The sequence below is a fragment of the Kitasatospora sp. A2-31 genome, assembly GCF_022288725.1.
GTDB lineage: Bacteria > Actinomycetota > Actinomycetes > Streptomycetales > Streptomycetaceae > Kitasatospora.
This window is the reverse complement of sequence record NZ_JAKNTA010000007.1, coordinates 210,560-228,799: the sequence shown is the minus strand read 5'-3', so window position 1 is coordinate 228,799 and position 18,240 is coordinate 210,560. Positions and strand designations below refer to the sequence as shown.

Below are 18,240 nucleotides of genomic sequence, written 5' to 3'. Positions count from 1 at the left end.
CTTTACGCCCAATAATTCCGGACAACGCTCGCACCCTACGTATTACCGCGGCTGCTGGCACGTAGTTAGCCGGTGCTTCTTCTGCAGGTACCGTCACTTGCGCTTCTTCCCTGCTGAAAGAGGTTTACAACCCGAAGGCCGTCATCCCTCACGCGGCGTCGCTGCATCAGGCTTTCGCCCATTGTGCAATATTCCCCACTGCTGCCTCCCGTAGGAGTCTGGGCCGTGTCTCAGTCCCAGTGTGGCCGGTCGCCCTCTCAGGCCGGCTACCCGTCGTCGCCTTGGTAGGCCATTACCCCACCAACAAGCTGATAGGCCGCGGGCTCATCCTGCACCGCCGGAGCTTTCCACCAACCCCCATGCGGAGGAAGGTCATATCCGGTATTAGACCCCGTTTCCAGGGCTTGTCCCAGAGTGCAGGGCAGATTGCCCACGTGTTACTCACCCGTTCGCCACTGATCCACCCCGAAGGGCTTCACCGTTCGACTTGCATGTGTTAAGCACGCCGCCAGCGTTCGTCCTGAGCCAGGATCAAACTCTCCGTGAATGATTACTCGGCCCCGACATTGAACAGGGCCGGTTCACACTCGCGTTGAGCGGCACGGCAACCACCGGAATAGGGCGGCCCCGCGCACTGCGTCCTCGCTGTGTTATTTCAAAAGGAATCTCCAACCCCAGAGAATCTGAGGCCGGGGATGTCAACATATCTGGCGTTGACTTTTGGCACGCTGTTGAGTTCTCAAGGAACGGACGCTTCCTTCAGGCGGCTTTCACACCGGCCCTCCGGGCGCTTCGTTCTTTCGTGTTTCCAGCTTATCAGACGATTTCCGCTCCGTTTTCCGGAGTTTCATTCATCCGACCCTGGCCGGTCAGGTCCGCTTTCTGCGGCGACCTCCACGTTAGCGCATTCCGGGATGGACCCGAAATTCCCGACTTCCACCGGTCGACGGGAACGCCGACCAACCCAAATGAATGGGCATCGAATGAAAGTAGGACTTGCTTACTGTGATGATCGCTCTGGCTGGTCCGCGCCGGCCTTTCGGCCGTCCAGGTACCTGCCCGCTTCCAGCGACTCGTCCAACACTAGGCCAGTCGGAGGGCGGCGTCAAACATGGGGGACCGGATCTGTCCAGATCCGGTCCCCCATGTCGTGAGCCCCAGGTCAGGGGCTATGCAGTTTCGGCCATGGCCGGTCGAGCACCGAGCCGTGCCCAGCCGTATGCGCCGTGCTCAGCCGGCGGCGACCAGCTCGGCCGCGGCCAGGTTGCGCTTGCCGCGGCGCAGCACCAGCCACCGGCCGTGCAGCAGATCCGCCTCGGTCGGGACCGCCTCCTCGTCCGTCACCTTGACGTTGTTGAGGTAGGCACCGCCCTCCTTGACCGTCCGGCGGGCGGCCGAACGGCTCGGCGCCAGGCCGACGGCGACCAGCAGGTCGACGATCGACTGGAGCTCGGTGACCTCGGCCTTCGGGACCTCCGCCAGGGCGGCGGCCAGGGTCGGGGCCTCCAGGTCGGCCAGCTCGCCCTGGCCGAAGAGGGCCTTGGACGCGGCGACCGCGCGCTCGTACTGGTCCGCGCCGTGCACCAGGGTGGTCAGCTCCTCGGCCAGCGCGCGCTGGGCGAGGCGGGCGGCCGGGCGTTCGGCGGTCTCGCGCTCCAGCTCCTCGATCTCCTCCTTCGAGCGGAAGCTGAAGATCCGCAGGAAGTTGGAGACGTCGCGGTCGTCCGCGTTCAGCCAGAACTGGTAGAAGGCGTAGGGAGTGGTCAGCTCGGGGTCGAGCCAGACCGTACCGGACTCCGTCTTGCCGAACTTGGTGCCGTCCGCCTTGACGATCAGCGGCGTGGCCAGCGCGTGCACGGACTTGCCGTCGGCCTTGCGGATCAGGTCGGTGCCGGCGGTGAGGTTGCCCCACTGGTCGCTGCCGCCGGTCTGCAGGGTGCAGCCGTAGCGGCGGTTCAGCTCCAGGTAGTCCATGCCCTGGAGGATCTGGTAGCTGAACTCGGTGTAGCTGATGCCGGCGTCGGAGTTGAGCCGTCGGGCGACGGCCTCCTTGGCGATCATGTTGTTGACGCGGAAGTACTTGCCCACGTCGCGCAGCAGGCTGATCGCGGACAACCCGGAGGTCCAGTCCAGGTTGTTGACCATGCGCGCCGCGTAGGGGCCGTCGAAGTCGAGGAAGCGCGAGATCTGGCCACGCAGGCGGTCGACCCAGGCGGCCACCGTCTCGGGGTCGTTGAGGACGCGCTCGGCGGTGGGCTTCGGGTCGCCGATCAGGCCGGTGGCGCCGCCGACCAGGCCGAGCGGGAGGTTGCCGGCCTGCTGGATGCGGCGCATGGTGAGGATCTGCACCAGGTTGCCGAGGTGCAGGCTGGGGGCCGTCGGGTCGAAGCCGCAATAGAACGTGACCGGGCCGTCCGCGAACGCCTTGCGCAGTGCGTCCTCGTCGGTGGACAGGGCGATCAGCCCACGCCACCGCAGCTCGTCGACGATGTCCGTCACGGTCACGCTTCTCCTTCGATCGGGCGTCCGCCCGCTGCGGGCCCGGTTCGGTCGGGCCCCGGTGCGGAACGACTCCAGCGTGTAGAGCCTACGCGGTCCCGGCCAGCGAGTTTCCGCGGAGGCGGCCGGTCGGGGTCCACCGGCCCCGCGCGGCCGGCGCGCGCACCGGCCCCCGACCGGTGCGCGCGCCGCGGGTGTCCCCACATCGACGGTGCGGCCACAGCGAGTCCGACGGCCCGCCGCCGCATCGCCACAGGTCCGCCGCTACTCCGCCACCGCACGGCCCCCGCCCTTGCCCGACACCGGAAATTCCGTTGTTCGTCGGCCCGGAGCCCCTTCAGAGTGGTCCCACCGCCGCGCGGCGGCAGTGACGTGTGTGGGGACGGTCGTGCCGCCGTGGCACGCCCGTGGAAAGGGTTGGCCGAGGTGCGCAGCACGCTGGTTCTGAATGCAAGCTACGAGCCCCTGACGACGGTGTCGCTCCAGCGTGCCGTCGTCCTGGTGCTCCAGGACAAGGCAGTGGTCGAGCAGGCGCATCCGTTGCGCACGGTCCGCGGTACGGGGGTGACCGTGCCGGTGCCCCGGGTGATCAGACTGCAACGGTACGTACGGGTGCCGTTCCGACAACAGGCCCCGTGGTCGCGTCGCGGTGTCCTGGTCCGTGACCAGCACCTCTGTGCTTACTGCGGGCGCCGGGCCACCACGGTGGACCACCTGCAGCCGAGGTCGCGCGGCGGGGCGGACAGCTGGATGAACACCGTCGCCGCGTGCGCCGAGGACAACCAGCGCAAGGCCGACCGGACGCCGGAGCAGGCGGGGATGCGGCTGCTGCGCAAGCCGTTCGTGCCGACGCCGCAGGCCACTCTGATGATGGCGCTGGGCCTGCGCGGCTCGGAGGTCCGGGAACTGGCCGACTGGCTCCCGGCCGCCCCGGTCGTGCCCGCGCCCTCCGCCGCCTAGCTGACGCGCTGCACGCCGGGACGCGCGCACACCGGGATGCAAGAACACCGGGACGCAGGGACACCGGGACAGCGCGCCGGGACGCGGGCCGTGCGGCCGGGTGCCGGGCCTCAGCCCTTGGCCTGGTACCCGGCCGCGGTGCCGAAGTTGGCCGCGTGCTCGGGCACCGCGACGACCTGGCCGCCGCCGACGAGCACCCGGCCGGAGACCAGCAGCGAGCCGGTGCCCTGCGGGAAGTTGCCGCCGACGCTCTCCTGGCCGCCGGCCAGGGCGAAGCGGCTGAGGTGGGCGGGCTGGTCGCGGCGCTCGTCGACGGCGAGGAGCAGCGCGCTGCCGTCGACGCCGACCGCCCGGACCTCGCCCTTCTCGCTCGCGGCGGTCTTCCACCGCTGCTGCCCGGTGTCAAGGTCGTAGCCGACCACCGAGACCGGGCCGCCGGCGCTCACCGGGACCAGCATGGTCACCATCGTCCGATCCTGGAAGAACACCCCGGGCGTGGCCGAGAACGTACCGTGGCCGACGTCCAGCCGGCCCTCCCCCGCGGCGACCGGGATCTCGGCGGCCGGATCGCCGGAGGCGCCCCAGGCGAAGACCTTGTCGTCGGTGGGCTTCTCGCCGGTGGTGAGGACGACCGCCGGCTCGGCGGAGAGCACCGTGACGGTCTTCGGCTGGTTGTTCAGCCCGCGCCACCAACTCACCTTGCCGTCGGCGGTGTTGAGCGCGACGGCCTGGTCGGCGGGGGTCGAGTCGGCGCAGCTGCTGGCGATCACCACGGTCTTGCCCGCGGCGCCGCCGGAGAGGCTGCAGAACTTGCCCTGTCCGGTGTACTGCCAGACGTCGTTCCCGTCGGCGGACTCCCAGGCCACGGCGCGGTCGTCGCCCACGGCGATCACCTTGTCCTCGGTGACGCCGACGTGGGCGCTGTACGCGCCCTTGGCGTCGGTGACGGACTTGGTCCAGGCGGTCTTGCCGGTCTTGGTGTCGACGGCGACCACCGACGTGCAGGGGCTCTTGGGGTCGGCCTGGGGCCGGAACAGTGCCGCGCCGACGCCGGCCGCGTTGACGCTCGGGGACAGCCCGCAGGGAACGGCGCCGGCGGCCGGGGGCTCGACCGACCAGGTGGGCTTTCCGTCCGCCCGGTCGTAGGCGTGGACGCCGGTGGCATCGGCGCGCACCACCGCGTCGGACAGCAGCCAGCTGCCGACCAGGGTGTCGTCGGTGCCGGGTTGGAGAGCACCGGCCGGCTGGGCGGACCAGGCCTTGGCGTGGGCGACGGCGAAGCCCGGCTCGCTGCCGGTGCCGTCGGCGGAGCCGGTGCCGCCGTCCTCGGTGGCCACCAGAAGGGCTGCGGCGAGCAGGACGCCGAGCGCGGCGACGCCCGCACCCGCCCGGATCGCCAGGGACCGCCGGCTCGGCGCGTGCTCGGCGGAGACCACCGAGTCGGCGGCGGCCCGGGCCCTGGCTGCGAGGCCGGTCCGGGCGTCGCCGGTGCCGGCCGGCCCGGCGGCGGGCCCGGTCGAGCCGCCGGCGCCGCTCCCACGCCCGGTGGCTGGGTCCTGGTCCAGGCCTTCGTCGTCCCGGTCGGAGTCCCGGTCGGAGTCCCGGTCGCCGTGCTGACCGACGCCCGTTGCGGGCTCGGACTCCTGCTCGGGGTCGGGAAGCAGGTAGCCGTCGGCGGAGTACTCGGCGCCCGCGGGGGCGTAGAGGTCGGTCCCGGCCGGCTGCTGCGGGACGGCGTAGGCGGCGTACTGCTGCTGTTGCTGCTCGTAGTCGGTGTACTGGTAGTACGGCTGCTGGCCTGCCCCGTAGACGCCCTGTCCGTAGACCGTCTGCCCGTACCCGGTCTGCCCGTCCGGCGCCGCGTAGTCGGCCGTGCCGTGGCCGGCCGTTCCGAAGCCCTGCTCGCCGTGACCGCCCTGCTGGTACGACTCCTGGCCGTACGGGCCTTGTCCGTACCCGGATCCGTTCCCGTACCCGGATCCGTTCCCGTACCCGGATCCGTTCCCGTACGCGGGTCCGCGCCCGTAGGCGTCCTGCGCGTCGCCGTACCCGGCGCTGCTCCCGTACCCGGCGCCGCTCCCGTACCCGTCGCCGGCCTCGTACCCGGTGGCGGCCTCGTACGGGCCGCTCCCCTGCCAGGGCTCCTGCCCCGGGTCGGTCGCGGGCCGGTCCTGCCGGCGGTCCGTCTGCTGCGGGTACCAGGGCTGCTGCTGGGCGCCGCCGAGGGGATCCTGAGCCATCCGTTCCGTCCCTCCCGCCGCCCGCCGTGGAGGGGCCAGCATCTCACGCCACCCGGAGCGTCCCGTTCCGCCCCGGGAGAAGGGACCGGGCCCCCACACGGGGCGGGACGGGAGCGAGGGCGCGCCGGAACGGGGGCCCGACCTCCGCGGTCAGGCGGACTCGGCGCGCAGGGCCTCGTCGATGCGTGCGGCGAGGGTGAAGTCGAGGGCGGTCAGGCCGCCGGCGCTGTGTGTGGAGAGGGCGAACCGGAGGGTGCGCCAGCGGATGTCGATGTCGGGGTGGTGGTCCAGGCTCTCGGCCTCGTCGGCGACCGCGACGACCACCCTGATCGCCGCCGGGAAGTCCCGGGCGTCGGCGGTGCGGGTGATGGTGTCGCCGTCCCGGGTCCACTCCGGCAGGCCGGCCATCGCGGCCGCGATCTCGTCCTCGGTCAGGCGTGCTCTGCTGCTCATCGGACCGCTCCTGGGGTCGGAGTGTTTGGGTGGCACCGCCCGCGACGGGGCGCGGGGCGTCAGGCCCTCCGGCGCGGACGCGGCACCAGTTCACCGCCGCAGTTGGGGCAGCGGCCGGCCATGGCGCCGGTGCAGTCCGGACAGAAGGTGCACTCGTAGGAGCATATGGAGGCGGGGCCGTCCGCGGTCAGCGACACCTCGCAGCGCTCGCAGATCTCACGCATCTCCAGTGCCATGACGTCCTCCGGGGTCGGTCGGTACGACGGTGCAGCGGTGCACCGGTCGAGGTGTGACGGTCGATCAGCCAATCAGCAGCTTGGTGACGGCGGTCAGGCCGACCACCACGATGACGCCCCGCAGCACCGGCGCCGACAGTCGGCGGCCCACCTTGGCCCCGACCAAGCCGCCCACCAGCGAGCCCGCCGCGATCAGGCCGGCGGCGGCCCAGTCGACCGTCGAGGTGAACAGGAAGAAGAGGGCGGCGACGGCATTGACGATCATCGCCAGCGCGTTCTTCACGGCATTGATCCGCTGCAGTTCCTCCTGGAGCAGCATGCCCATCAGGGCCAGCAGCAGGACGCCCTGGGCGGCGCCGAAGTAGCCGCCGTAGATGCCGGTGAGGAAGACGCCGGCGAGCAGTGCGGCACCGCCGTCCGGGTCGCCGCCGGGACGGCGGCGCGCGGCGACCGCTTTGGCCACCCTCGGCTGGATCACGACCAGGACGAGGGCCAGCAGGATCAGCACCGGCACGATCGCGTCGAAGGCGGCGCTCGGCAGCTCGATCAGCAGCACCGCGCCGACCAGCCCGCCGAGCAGCGAGGCGGTGCCGAGGCGCAGCAGCCGGCGGCCCTGGTCGGCCAGCTCGCGCCGGTAGCCGATCACGCCGCTGAGCGAACCGGGTACCAGGCCGAAGGAGTTGGAGACGTTGGCGGTCACCGGCGGGATGCCGACGGCGAGCAGGACGGGGAACGTGATCAGGGTTCCGGAGCCGACGATCACGTTGATCATCCCGGCTCCGACGCCCGCCGCGAGGACGGCGATCGCCTCCCAGAGCGTCATGGGCCACCTCTCGTCTCGGTCCTGTCCGAGGCGATCATGCCGGACCGCGGGCGCGGCCTACCAGACCCGCCCATCATTCGGGACGCACACCACACGCCCGCCGCCTACCCAACCCATGTACCGAGCCCATGTACCCGGGCCCGCGCACCCGGCCCGCACACCCGGCCCGCGAACGGGCCCGGACGCCCGGCCGGGACACGGGGGTCCGCGGGAACGGCGAAGGGCCCGCCCCCGGATGGGAGCGGGCCCGCGCCGCACGGGCGGTCGGCCGGTCAGGCCGTCGACCGGCCCGTCGGACCGGTCACTCCGGGTCGATCTTGCGGTACTCGCGGGCCGGGTCGACCCGGGGGCGGGCGGCGCCCTTGGTGTCGGTGTCCAGCGGGCGCGGACCGGCCGCCGGGTCCAGTGGGACCTGGGTCGCGGCCGGTGCGGCGGCGCTGGGGGCCGCCACGGCGCCGCCGTTCACGCCACCGTTGCCGGTCAGACCGGTGAAGGCGCCGCCGAGGCCCTTGAGCGCGTCGCCGACCTCGCTCGGGATGATCCAGAGCTTGTTCGAGTCGCCCTTGGCCAGCTCGGGCAGGGTCTGCAGGTACTGGTAGGCGAGCAGCTTCTGGTCGGCGTCGCCGTCGTGGATGGCCTCGAAGACGGTCCGGATGGCGGCGGCCTCACCGTCGGCGCGGAGCACCGCGGCCTGAGCCTCACCCTCGGCCTTGAGCACCTCGGCCTGCTTCTCACCCTCGGCCTTGAGGATCTGCGCCTGCCGCTGGCCCTCGGCGGTGAGGATCGCGGCGCGCTTGTCGCGGTCGGCGCGCATCTGCTTCTCCATCGAGTCCTGGATGGAGGTCGGCGGCTCAATCGCCTTGAGCTCGACGCGGTTGACGCGGATGCCCCACTTGCCGGTGGCCTCGTCCAGCACGCCGCGCAGGCCGGCGTTGATGACCTCGCGGGAGGTCAGGGTGGACTCCAGGTCCATCGAGCCGATGATGTTGCGCAGCGTGGTGACGGTCAGCTGCTCGATCGCCTGGATGTAGCTGGCGACCTCGTAGGTGGCGGCGCGCGGGTCGGTGACCTGGTAGTAGATGACCGTGTCGATGTTGACGACCAGGTTGTCCTGGGTGATCACCGGCTGCGGCGGGAACGGCACGACCTGCTCGCGCAGGTCGATCCGGTTGCGCACGCGGTCGATGAACGGGACGACGATGTTCAGCCCCGCGTTGAGCGTCCGGGTGTAGCGGCCGAAGCGCTCCACGATCGCGGCGCTGGCCTGAGGGATGACCTGAATCGTCTTGATCAGCGCGATGAATGCCACCACGACCAGGACGACCAGGACGATAAGGACGGGTTCCACGGACTCTCCCCTAGACGACCAGGGCGGTCGCGCCCTGGATTTCGACGACGTCGACCTGCTGCCCCGGCTCGTACACACTGCCGGGGTGGAGCGCGCGGGCCGACCAGATCTCGCCGTTGAGCTTGATCCGTCCGCCCTCCCCGTCGACGGTTTCCGCGACGACCGCGGTGGCGCCCTGGAGCGCCTCGATGCCCATCTTGACCTGCGGGCCCTTCTGCAACTGCCGGTAGGCGATCGGCCTCACCACCACCAGCAGCCCGGTCGAGACCGCGACGAAGGCCAGCACCTGCCACACCACGTCGGCCCCCAGGCCGGCCAGGCCGGCGGCGGCGAGCGCGCCGACCGCGAACATGGCGAACTCCGGCATCGCGGTGAGCACCAGCGGTATGCCGAGGCCGACGGCGGCCAGGAGCCACCAGATCCAGCTGTCCACGTGTCCATCCTAGGGAGGGCGGGCCTTCGAGGCGGACAGTTCCCGCAGGTGGAGGGGCGGAAACCGGTCGCGCGTGCGACCGGTTTCCGGATCGGCGGCGTTCGGCGCCCCGACGCGGGCCGGGGAGGGGGGCCCGCGGGGGTGCCACGAGGTCCGGCGGGAGTGCGGGCCGGGCTCGCCGACGGCCGGTCAGCGGCCGCGGCGGCGACCGGCGGTGGCTCAGCCGAGCGGCAGGCCCTGGGCCGACCAGCGGTCGCCGTGGCGCTCCAGGGTCAGCGGCAGGCCGAAGCACTTCGACAGGTTGCGCGCGGTCAGCTCGGTGTCGATCGGGCCGGCGGTGAGCACCTTGCCCTGACGGATCATCAGGACGTGGGTGAAGCCGGGGGCGATCTCCTCGACGTGGTGGGTGACCATCGCCATGGCCGGCGCGAACTCGTCCTGGGCCAGCGCGCCGAGGCGGCGCACCAGGTCCTCGCGGCCGCCGAGGTCGAGGCCGGCGGCGGGCTCGTCCAGCAGCAGCAGCTCGGGATCGGTCATCAGGGCGCGGGCGATCAGGGTGCGCTTGCGCTCGCCCTCGGAGAGGGTGCCGAACTTGCGGGCGGTCATGCCGGCCATGCCGAGCCGGTCCAGCAGGGCCAGGGCCCGGGACTCGTCGGACTGCTCGTACTTCTCCTGCCAGCTGACCGTCATGCCGTACGCGGCGGTGAGCACCGTCTGCAGGACGGTCTGCTCGGCCGGCAGCTTGTCGAACATGGCCGCGCCGGCCAGGCCGATCCGGGAGCGCAGCTCGAAGACGTCGATCTCGCCGAGCTTCTCGCCCAGGATGGTCACCTTGCCGGCGGTCGGGAACAGGTACGAGGAGGCGATCTGCAGCAGGGTGGTCTTGCCGGCGCCGTTGGGGCCGAGGATCACCCAGCGCTCGCCCTCGGAGATGGACCACGAGACCTGGTCGACCAGCGCGCGCTCCTCCCGGACCACGGATACGTCCACCAGCTCCAGCACGTCGCTCATGCCTACGCCTTCCCCAAAACAGAAATCACGGCCGTCGGTGCGGGCGGGCAGCCTACCCCGGCGGCCGGGTGGCACGGAGTGGGTGCGCCGCACACGCATGGGCAAACCTACGCCACGCGGATGACCGCCGATTCCGTAGGCTGGCCGGATGCTCGCGACTCCTGCCGACAATCCGTACGAAGAGCCCCGTTCGGGGCGGCTCACCGCCTGGGGCAACGCCGTGCTGGCCGGGCTGGCGGCGCCCGACGACGCCGCCGCGGCCGTCCTCAGGTCCGACGACAGCCACCGGGTGACCGGGCTGCCCGGGGACGCGCCCGGCGAGCAGCACGGGCTGACCTGGGCGCTGGGGCGGCTGCGGGTGCTGGGCGTGAAGGGCCTGCGGCTGGCCCTGCCGACCGCCGGGCACCCGCTGGGGCTGACCGGCCCGGCGCCGTTCAACGAGCGGGCGATGGGCGCCGGCGAGGCGGTGCTGGCGGTCGGGGTGCCGCTCGGGCTGGTGCCGGAGATCGAGGTCTTCGGCCCGGCCGGGGACCGCTCGGCGACGGTGCTGTGGCGGTGCTCCGAGGTGACCGACGCGCCGCCGGCCGACGTGCCGTCGTTGCAGGAGGCCGAGCGCGAGCTGGCGGACGGGCTGCGCGAGGCGACCGTCCTGCTCACCCGGCTCGACGTGGCCGGTGCCGGGCCGGAGGCGCTGCGTGCGCTGGACGCGTACCGGCGGCGCGGCCACGCCGAGCTGCTGGCGCCCGGCTACCCGCCGCGGGCCGTGCGCGTGCTCGAGTCGGCCCGGCAGGTGTCGGCGCTGCTGTCGATCGCCTCGGGCGGCCACGGCGCCGCCGTCAGCGCGTCCGAGATGGCGGCGCGGCAGTCCGTCCTGGCGCCGCTGTGGCGCACCGCCCGGCGGGCCCAGGTGGCCGCCTACAACGCCCTCGTCGACGAGCGCGAGGACCGCTGACCCGCGTCCACCCGCCGGCGCCGTGCGGCTGCCGCCGGACCCTGTCCGGACGGTCGTGCCGGTCGTGCCGGACGTGCCGGACGTGCCCGGGGCCTAGTCCTGCCGCACGGCGCCGTTGCGCACGGCCCACAGTGCCGCCTGCGTCCGGTCCGCGAGGTCCAGCTTCATCAGGATGTTGGAGACGTGCGTCTTCACCGTCTTCTCCGACAGGTGCAGGCTCCGGGCGATCTCCCGGTTGGAGCGGCCGTCGGCGAGGTGGCCGAGGACCTCGCGCTCGCGCTCGGTCAGGCTGCCGCCGCGCCCCTGCGGCGGGCGGGGGCCGTCGTCGGCGAGCAGGGCCTCGGCCAGCTCGGGCTGGAGCAGCACGTGGCCGGCGTGGACCGAGCGGATGGCACCGGCCAGCGCCTCCGGGTCGACGTCCTTGTACACGTAGCCGGCAGCACCGGCCCGCAGGGCGGGGACCATCGTGCGGTGCTCGGTGAAGCTGGTGACGATCAGGATCCGGGCCCGGCTGCCCTCGCCCTTGAGCGTGCGCAGCGCCTCGATGCCGTCGACGCCGGGCATCTTGAGGTCCATGAGGACGACGTCCGGGTCGAGCTCGCGGGCCCGCTCGACGCCCTCGGCGCCGTCGGCGGCCTCGCCGACCACCTCGATGTCGTCCTGCACCTCCAGGAAGGTGCGCAGGCCCCGGCGGACCACCTGGTGGTCGTCGACCAGCAGGACGCGGATCGACGGCGTGGTGTCAGGCACCGGGGACCTCCATCTCGACGAGCGTCCCCCTGCCGGGGGCCGAGTCCAGGGTGAGCGTGCCGCCGACGGCGGCGGCGCGGTCGCGCATCGAGGCCAGGCCGAGGTGGCGGCCGGCCCGGCGGACCGACTCGGGGTCGAAGCCGCGGCCGTCGTCGCGCACCCGCAGGACGGCGCCGCGCGCGGGCGTGCCGGCCAGGGTGACGGTGACGCGCCGGGCGTCGGCGTGGCGCAGCGCGTTGTGCAGGGCCTCCTGGGCGACCCGCAGCAGCGCCGCCTCCTGGGCCGGGGGCAGGGCGCGGACGCCGTCGGCGGTGAAGGCGACGTCGGCGGTGTGGGCGCGGTCGAGGACCTGCACCTGGGAGGCGAGGGTGGCGCTGAGGCCGTCCTCCTCCAGGGCGGCGGGGCGCAGTTCGACGACGACGGCGCGCAGCTCGTCGGCGGCCTCGGCGGCGAGCCGGGCGACCTCGGCGAGTTCGGCGCGGGCGCGGACCGGGTCGCGGTCGACCAGCTTGGCGGCGGCCTGGGCGGTGAGGCGCAGCGAGAAGAGCTTCTGCGAGACGGCGTCGTGCAGGTCGTGGGCGATCCGGGCGCGTTCGCCGGCCAGGGTGAGTTCGCGGCTGCGCTCGTAGAGGCGGGCGTTGGAGAGGGCGAGGGCGGCGTGGGCGGCGAGTATCCGCAGGAGCTCCTCGTCGTGGTCGGTGAAGAGTCCGCCGCCGCGCTTGTTGGCGAGGAAGATGACGCCCATGACCTGCGGTTCGTCCTCGGCGGCGTCGGAGTCCAGGATCGGCATCCCGAGGAAGGCGTCCATCTCCGGGTGGGCGGCGGGCCAGCCCCCGAAGGAGGGGGCGCGGCGGACGTCGGTGAGCCGGGTGGGGCCGGTCTCGTGGAGCATCGTGGCGAGGACGCCGTGCTGACGGGGCAGCGGGCCGATGGCCTTCCACTGCTCGTCGGTGATGCCGTCGACGACGAACTGGGCGAAGCCGCCGTGGTCGTCGGGCACGCCGAGGGCCGCGTACTCCGCGCCGAGCAGGCCGCGGGCGGAGGCGGTGATCCGGCGCAGGACCTCGCGCACCTCCAGGTGGCGGCTCATCGCGAGCAGGGCCCGGCTGACCGCCTCGATGCCGGCCAGGCAGGGGTCGCAGGCGGGCATCGGACCGCCGGAGGGCGGGCCGACCAGGAGGTGGGCGGTGGGCGGGGTGGACATACCGCCAAACTACCGCCGCCCGCCCGGCGCCCGCTTCGGTCGGGGGGTGTGCGGGTCGCAGGACCGCAGACCTAGGCCGTGGGGCCCGCCGGGGAGGGAAACGCCGGGGGCGGCCCTTCCCGGCGCCGGGAAGGGCCGCCCCCGGTGTGCGAGCGGTGAAGGGCCGAGCGGTGAAGGGCTCAGCCCTTCTGCATGACCTCGGGCTCGTGGCGGCGCTGCAGGCGCGTGATGATGATGCCGAGGACGACCGAGATCACCACCAGGGCGCCGGCGTCGATCAGCAGCTGGGCGACGCTGTGGTCCCACAGCGGGTCGTAGTCGGGGTGGTTGAAGTCCTTGTTCCACGGACCGAGCAGGTGCGAGAGATCGAGCGTGGTGGCGACCATGCCGGTGCCCCAGCGGGCCGGCATCAGCCAGGCGACCTGCTCCAGACCGGGCTTGCTGAAGATCTGGAAGAGGCAGCCGGTGAAGACGACCTGGACGATGGCGAACATGACCAGCAGCGGCATGGTCTTCTCGGCGGTCTTGACCAGCGCGGAGATCATCAGGCCGAACATCATGGCGGCGAAGCTCAGCAGGATCATGCCGACGGTCATCTCGATGATCGGCAGGTCCTTGACGATCAGGCCGTGCGCGGGGAGCTTGCGCGGCAGGAAGCCGACGGCGGAGATGATCGCGCCCTGGATCACGCTGAAGACACCCAGCACGATGATCTTGGACATCATGTACGCCGAGCGGGAGAGCCCGGTGGCTCGTTCTCGCTCGTAGATGGCGCGTTCCTTGATCAACTCGCGGACCGAGTTGGCGGCGCCGGAGAAGCAGGCGCCGATCGCCAGGATCAGCATGATCGTCGCGGCCCCGCTGTTGATCCCGAGCTGGTTCTTCGGGTTCGGTGCCAGGCCCGCCGCGTTGGGGATCAGCACGCTGACCGCGCCGATGACCGCGGGCAGCAGCACCGACAGCGCGAGGAAGCCGCGGTCCGAGGCGAGCACGGACATGTAGCGCCGCATCAGCGTCCACAGCTGGGAGCCCCAGCTCTGCGGCTTCGGCGGCCGGACGGCCTCCTGGGCCACCTGCACGTGCTGCACCTCGCCCGCCTCCACGGTGGGGGCGGAGTACTGCTGGTAGTGCACCGAACCGCGGTAGCGGCCGGCCCAGTCGTGGTCCGGGTAGTTCTCGAAGGCCTGGAAGACGTCGGCCCAGGTCTCGTACCCGAAGAAGTGCAGCGCCTCGTCCGGCGGCCCGAAGTAGGCCACCGAGCCGCCCGGCGCCATCACCAGCAGCCGGTCGCAGAGCGCGAGTTCGGCCACCGAGTGGGTGACGACCAGGATGGTGCGGCCGTCGTCGGCGAGGCCGCGCAGCATCTGCATGACCTCGCGGTCCATGCCCGGGTCCAGGCCCGAGGTGGGCTCGTCCAGGAAGATCAGCGACGGCTTGGTGAGCAGCTCCAGGGCGACGGAGACGCGCTTCTGCTGGCCGCCGGAGAGTGCGGTGATCTTGTTGTCGGCGCGCTTGTCCAGGCGCAGCTCGTACAGCACCTCGTCGATCCGGGCCTCGCGCTCGCGGGCCTCGGTGTCCCCGGGGAAGCGCAGCCGGGCCGCGTACTTGAGGCCGGTGCGGACGGTCAGCTCCTTGTGCAGGATCTCCGACTGCGGCACCAGGCCGATGCGCGAGCGCAGCTCGGCGAACTGCTTGTACAGGTTGCGGCCGTCGTAGAGGACGTCGCCGCGGTCGGCCGGGCGGTAGCCGGTGAGGGCGCGCAGCAGGGTCGACTTGCCGGAGCCGGACGGGCCGATGACCGCGACCAGGGACTTCTCCGGGACGCCGAAGCTGACGTCGTTGAGCAGGACCTTCTTGCCGCTCTTGAAGTCGACCTCGACGGTCAGGTGGCGGGCCGAGAAGGAGACGGCGCCGGTGTCGACGAACTCCTGCAGCTGGTCGCCGACCAGGACGAAGCTGGAGTGACCGACGGTCAGGCGGTCCTGCGGGCCCATCAGCTGGCGCTGGACGCGCTGGCCGTTGAGGAAGATGCCGTTGTGGCTGCCGAGGTCCACGATCTCGTAGCGGCCGTCGGGCAGCTGGCGCAGCTCGGCGTGGTGGCGGGACACCTGGAGGTCGGAGACCACGATGTCGTTGTCGAGCGCGCGACCGATCCGGACGGTGTTCATCCCGGCGGTCAGGTTGCGGATCATCGTGGGCTGCGGGCCGCCGTCGTGCCGCGGGGCCGGCTGCTGCGGGCTGTGCTGCTGCGGGAAGGCGCCGTGCTGCGGGGCCTGTGGGGGGAAGCCCTGCTGCGGGAAGGGCTGCTGCTGCGGCGGCTGCTGGCCGCCCCACTGCTGCTGGGCCTGCGGGGGGAACGGCTGCTGCTGCGCGGGCGGCTGCTGGGCCCACGGCTGCTGCACGGGCGCCTGCTGCTGCGGTCCCGGCACGTGGCTGCGGCTGGTCGCGGCCTCGTGCCAGGCGGGGGCCGGCGCGGCGGCCTGGGCCGGCGCCGAGAAGCCCAGGCGCGGTCCGTTCTCGGCGTTGCCGAGGTTGACCACCGCGCCGGGGAAGAGCTGGGCCTGCTGCGTGCGGGCACCGCCGGTGTAGGTGCCGTTGGTGCTCCCGTGGTCGTCCAGCTGCCAACCGGCCCCGTTGAAGGAGATGGTGGCGTGGTGCCAGGAAACCCGCGCGTCGTCGAACGGGAAGTCCGACTGCGGGTTGCGCCCGATGGTGTAGGACCGCCCCGGCTCCAGAGTCCGCTGCTGTCCGTTGATCTCAATGACGAGTTGCGGCACTGCGCGCCTGCCCCGCTCTCTCGGTCCCCCGATTTCGGCCCCCGACCGGGGCGGTGTCCTGCAATCTGACGGGGGAATCATTCCAGCCCGCCGCCCGTTGGTGAAAGTCACCCCCGGTGACTGTGACCAGGCGGCAACGATTCGCGGACGCCCCCGCCACCGCTCCCCGATGTCACCTCTGCGCAACCACGCGGTCACCACGATCATGCGCACGCCCTCCACCACCTCCGGCCCGACCGGTCCACGACGCGGACGGGTGCCGTGGCCCCGCCGGACGCCCGGTAGCGTGGGAGGCATCATGAACGCATCGCCCTTGGCCGTCGAGCCGTTCCCCGCCCCGCAGCCCCGGACCGAGGACGAGCGCACCCTGCTCGTCAAGGTGTTCGGCAAGGACCGCCCCGGCATCACCGCCGGGCTCTTCGCCACGCTGGCCGGGTTCGACGTCGACGTGATCGACATCGAGCAGGTCGTCACCCGTGGCCGGATAACGCTGTGCGCCCTGGTCACCCCGCCGGCCGCCGGCGCCCCCGGTGCCGAGGGCGAGCTGCGCTCGACGGTGCACCGCTGGGCCGAGGAGCAGAAGCTCCAGGCCGAGATCATCTCCGGCACCGGCGACAACCGGCCGCGCCGCGAGGGCCGCTCGCACGTCACCGTGCTGGGCCACCCGCTGACCGCCTCGGCGGTCTCGGCGCTGACCTCGCGGATCACCGGGGCCGGCGGCAACATCGACCGCGTCTTCCGGCTGGCCAAGTACCCGGTGACGGCGGTCGAGCTGGCCGTCTCCGGCGTGGCCACCGAGCAGCTGCGCGCCGAGCTGGCCCAGGAGGCGGCCACCCAGCGCGTGGACATCGCCGTGGTGGCGGCCGGGCTGGAGCGCCGGGCCAAGCGGCTGGTGGTGATGGACGTCGACTCGACGCTGATCCAGGACGAGGTGATCGAGCTCTTCGCCGCCCACGCGGGCTGCGAGCAGGAGGTCGCCGAGGTGACGGCCGCTGCGATGCGCGGCGAGCTGGACTTCGCCGAGTCGCTGCGCGCCCGGGTCGCGCTGCTGGCCGGCCTGGACGCCTCGGTGACCGAGAAGGTGCGCGCCGAGGTCCGGTTCACCCCGGGCGCGCGCACCCTGATCCGGACCCTGCAGCGGCTGGGCTTCCAGGTCGCGGTGGTCTCCGGCGGGTTCACCCAGGTCACCGACCACCTGGTGGAGCAGCTGGGCCTGGACTTCGCGGCGGCCAACACCCTGGAGGTGGTGGACGGCAGGTTCACCGGCCGGGTGGTGGGCGAGATCGTGGACCGGGCGGGCAAGGCGCGCTGGCTGGCCCGGTTCGCCGAGCAGGCCAAGGTTCCGCTGGAGCAGACCGTGGCGATCGGCGACGGCGCCAACGACCTGGACATGCTGAACGCGGCCGGGCTGGGTGTGGCGTTCAACGCCAAGCCGGTCGTCCGGGAGGCCGCCGACACCGCGGTGAACGTGCCGTTCCTGGACACCGTGCTCTACCTGCTGGGCATCACCCGCGAGGAGGTCGAGGCGGCCGACGCGCTCGACGGCACGCCGACCGAGTAGCCGCAGCCGAACGGGCGGGAGGGGCGCGCGGATGATCCGCGCGCCCCTCCCCCGTTCCGGTCGACCCGTCGCCGGCGCGGGCCCGCCGCGTTCAGTCCTGCGGCGTGTAGTACGAGACCAGCGCGGCCACGCCCGGCTCGACGCCCTTCCACGAGCCGCTGAAGCTGAGCACTGCGATGGCCGCGGTCGGGAAGCCGCCCAGCCGCAGCCGTTCCAGCGCGTCCCGGTCGCCCTCGTCGCCGGCCAGCACCTGGGTCAGCCCGAGCACCCCGGGGTTGTGGCCGACCAGCACCAGGTCGGCGTAGTCGTCCGAGGTCTCCTGGAGGACGGTGATGATCTCGCCGGGGCTGGCCTCGTAGATCCGCTTGTCGTACACCGTCTTGCGGGAGCGCTTGGGCAGCTCGTGCGCGGCGAGCTTCCAGGTCTCGCGCGTGCGCAGGGCGTCGGAGCAGAGCACGTAGTCGGGGTTGATGCCGGAATCGGCCAGCCAGCGGCCGGCTTCCGGGGCCTGGTGGCGGCCCCGGTCGGCCAGCGGCCGCTCGTGGTCGTCGACGCCGTTGGGCCAGTCGGCCTTGGCATGGCGGAGAACGATGATCCTGCGGGGCGTGTCGGCGCTCATACCCAGCAAGCTTGGCAGAAAAGCCGCTCCGCGGCGCGATGCTCCCGGTTGCCGCCACTCGCAGGGGTGGAGGGTGCCATCATGCGCCGTTCGCCGGGACTTGGCCCGGTGGACGGCCGCCGGTCACCGCGGGTGCGGCCGGTCACCGCGGGTACCGCGGCTGTGCTCCGGTCAGCCCAGGTTCTTCGCCACGATGGCGACGATGACGAGCGCCAGCACGATGCCGCCGATCGTCGCGGCGAGCCGGCCCAGCTTCTTGTGGCCGTCGGTGGGGTTCGGTTCGAGTACGGGCATGACCGGATTCTCCCATCCCGAACGCGACCGCCCGCCACCGCCCCCGGCCCGGTCGGGGGCGGCCCCGGCCCCGGCCCCGC

Annotated in this window: 16 protein-coding genes and 1 other annotated feature (1 of these 17 running past the window's edge); of the genes, 3 read left to right on the top strand and 13 right to left on the bottom strand. The window is 72.5% G+C overall.

Going from position 1 to position 18,240, the window contains the following annotated elements:
- Nucleotides 1–547 (bottom strand) — a sequence feature (mutual gap in cmsearch alignment for this rRNA model is longer than 100) (it extends 704 nt beyond the left edge of the window).
- 683 nt (nucleotides 548–1,230) lie between these two features.
- On the bottom strand, nucleotides 1,231–2,499 hold the full coding sequence (tyrS, locus tag MCM47_RS21270) for a tyrosine--tRNA ligase (protein ID WP_238863436.1): 1,269 nt from the start codon (nucleotides 2,497–2,499) through the stop codon (nucleotides 1,231–1,233).
- 426 nt (nucleotides 2,500–2,925) lie between these two features.
- Here tyrS and MCM47_RS21265 point away from each other — a divergent pair, with 426 nt between their 5' ends.
- A complete protein-coding gene (locus tag MCM47_RS21265; protein ID WP_238863242.1) occupies nucleotides 2,926–3,459 on the top strand; it encodes an HNH endonuclease in 534 nt (177 codons plus the stop codon).
- A 110-nt stretch (nucleotides 3,460–3,569) separates the two neighbouring features.
- On the opposite strand, the gene MCM47_RS21260 is transcribed toward MCM47_RS21265, so the two are convergent.
- From MCM47_RS21260 to MCM47_RS21230, 7 genes are all read right to left on the bottom strand, one after another.
- Nucleotides 3,570–5,699 carry a PQQ-binding-like beta-propeller repeat protein gene (locus MCM47_RS21260; RefSeq protein ID WP_238863241.1) on the bottom strand — a complete coding sequence of 710 codons (2,130 nt, stop codon included), beginning with the start codon at nucleotides 5,697–5,699 and terminating at the stop codon, nucleotides 3,570–3,572.
- Nucleotides 5,700–5,849: 150 nt separating this feature from the next.
- A complete protein-coding gene (locus MCM47_RS21255) occupies nucleotides 5,850–6,152 on the bottom strand; it encodes a 4a-hydroxytetrahydrobiopterin dehydratase (protein ID WP_238863240.1) in 303 nt (100 codons plus the stop codon).
- 59 nt (nucleotides 6,153–6,211) lie between these two features.
- Nucleotides 6,212–6,388: a DUF1272 domain-containing protein gene (locus tag MCM47_RS21250; protein WP_238863239.1), complete on the bottom strand. Its 177-nt coding sequence runs from the start codon at nucleotides 6,386–6,388 to the stop codon at nucleotides 6,212–6,214.
- 64 nt (nucleotides 6,389–6,452) lie between these two features.
- The gene (locus MCM47_RS21245; protein WP_238863238.1) at nucleotides 6,453–7,211 is read right to left on the bottom strand and encodes a sulfite exporter TauE/SafE family protein; all 759 of its coding nucleotides are present in this window, start codon (nucleotides 7,209–7,211) and stop codon (nucleotides 6,453–6,455) included.
- A gap of 301 nt (nucleotides 7,212–7,512) precedes the next feature.
- The gene (locus tag MCM47_RS21240; protein WP_238863237.1) at nucleotides 7,513–8,559 is read right to left on the bottom strand and encodes an SPFH domain-containing protein; all 1,047 of its coding nucleotides are present in this window, start codon (nucleotides 8,557–8,559) and stop codon (nucleotides 7,513–7,515) included.
- A 10-nt stretch (nucleotides 8,560–8,569) separates the two neighbouring features.
- Complete coding sequence (locus tag MCM47_RS21235; protein ID WP_238863236.1) at nucleotides 8,570–8,992, bottom strand: NfeD family protein; 423 nt, start codon at nucleotides 8,990–8,992, stop codon at nucleotides 8,570–8,572.
- 219 nt (nucleotides 8,993–9,211) lie between these two features.
- The gene (locus MCM47_RS21230; RefSeq protein WP_238863235.1) at nucleotides 9,212–10,003 is read right to left on the bottom strand and encodes an ABC transporter ATP-binding protein; all 792 of its coding nucleotides are present in this window, start codon (nucleotides 10,001–10,003) and stop codon (nucleotides 9,212–9,214) included.
- Between the two features lie 148 nt (nucleotides 10,004–10,151).
- On the opposite strand from MCM47_RS21230, the gene MCM47_RS21225 reads away from it, so the two are divergent.
- A complete protein-coding gene (locus MCM47_RS21225) occupies nucleotides 10,152–10,955 on the top strand; it encodes a hypothetical protein (protein WP_238863234.1) in 804 nt (267 codons plus the stop codon).
- Between the two features lie 93 nt (nucleotides 10,956–11,048).
- Here the strand turns inward: MCM47_RS21225 and MCM47_RS21220 are convergent, their stop codons facing one another.
- The 3 genes from MCM47_RS21220 to MCM47_RS21210 all read right to left on the bottom strand — a co-directional run bounded on the left by MCM47_RS21220 (nucleotide 11,049) and on the right by MCM47_RS21210 (nucleotide 15,686).
- Nucleotides 11,049–11,705 carry a response regulator transcription factor gene (locus MCM47_RS21220; RefSeq protein ID WP_238863233.1) on the bottom strand — a complete coding sequence of 219 codons (657 nt, stop codon included), beginning with the start codon at nucleotides 11,703–11,705 and terminating at the stop codon, nucleotides 11,049–11,051.
- A complete protein-coding gene (locus MCM47_RS21215; RefSeq protein ID WP_374209183.1) occupies nucleotides 11,698–12,909 on the bottom strand; it encodes a GAF domain-containing sensor histidine kinase in 1,212 nt (403 codons plus the stop codon). The genes MCM47_RS21220 and MCM47_RS21215 overlap by 8 nt, the downstream gene beginning before the upstream one ends.
- A gap of 179 nt (nucleotides 12,910–13,088) precedes the next feature.
- Nucleotides 13,089–15,686 carry an FHA domain-containing protein gene (locus MCM47_RS21210; RefSeq protein WP_238863232.1) on the bottom strand — a complete coding sequence of 866 codons (2,598 nt, stop codon included), beginning with the start codon at nucleotides 15,684–15,686 and terminating at the stop codon, nucleotides 13,089–13,091.
- A 298-nt stretch (nucleotides 15,687–15,984) separates the two neighbouring features.
- Between MCM47_RS21210 and serB the strand changes: the two genes are divergently transcribed.
- Entirely contained in the window at nucleotides 15,985–17,247 is a 1,263-nt protein-coding gene (serB, locus tag MCM47_RS21205) for a phosphoserine phosphatase SerB (RefSeq protein WP_238863231.1), read from the top strand.
- A gap of 91 nt (nucleotides 17,248–17,338) precedes the next feature.
- Here serB and MCM47_RS21200 read toward each other — a convergent pair whose 3' ends face one another.
- Both MCM47_RS21200 and MCM47_RS41815 read right to left on the bottom strand, forming a co-directional pair.
- Nucleotides 17,339–17,866, bottom strand: coding sequence for a histidine phosphatase family protein (locus MCM47_RS21200; RefSeq protein ID WP_238863230.1), 528 nt, complete (start codon nucleotides 17,864–17,866; stop codon nucleotides 17,339–17,341).
- Nucleotides 17,867–18,037: 171 nt separating this feature from the next.
- Nucleotides 18,038–18,160 (bottom strand): SGM_5486 family transporter-associated protein, encoded by a 123-nt coding sequence (locus MCM47_RS41815; protein WP_255752595.1) that lies wholly within the window; start codon nucleotides 18,158–18,160, stop codon nucleotides 18,038–18,040.
- Nucleotides 18,161–18,240 lie beyond the last annotated feature (80 nt).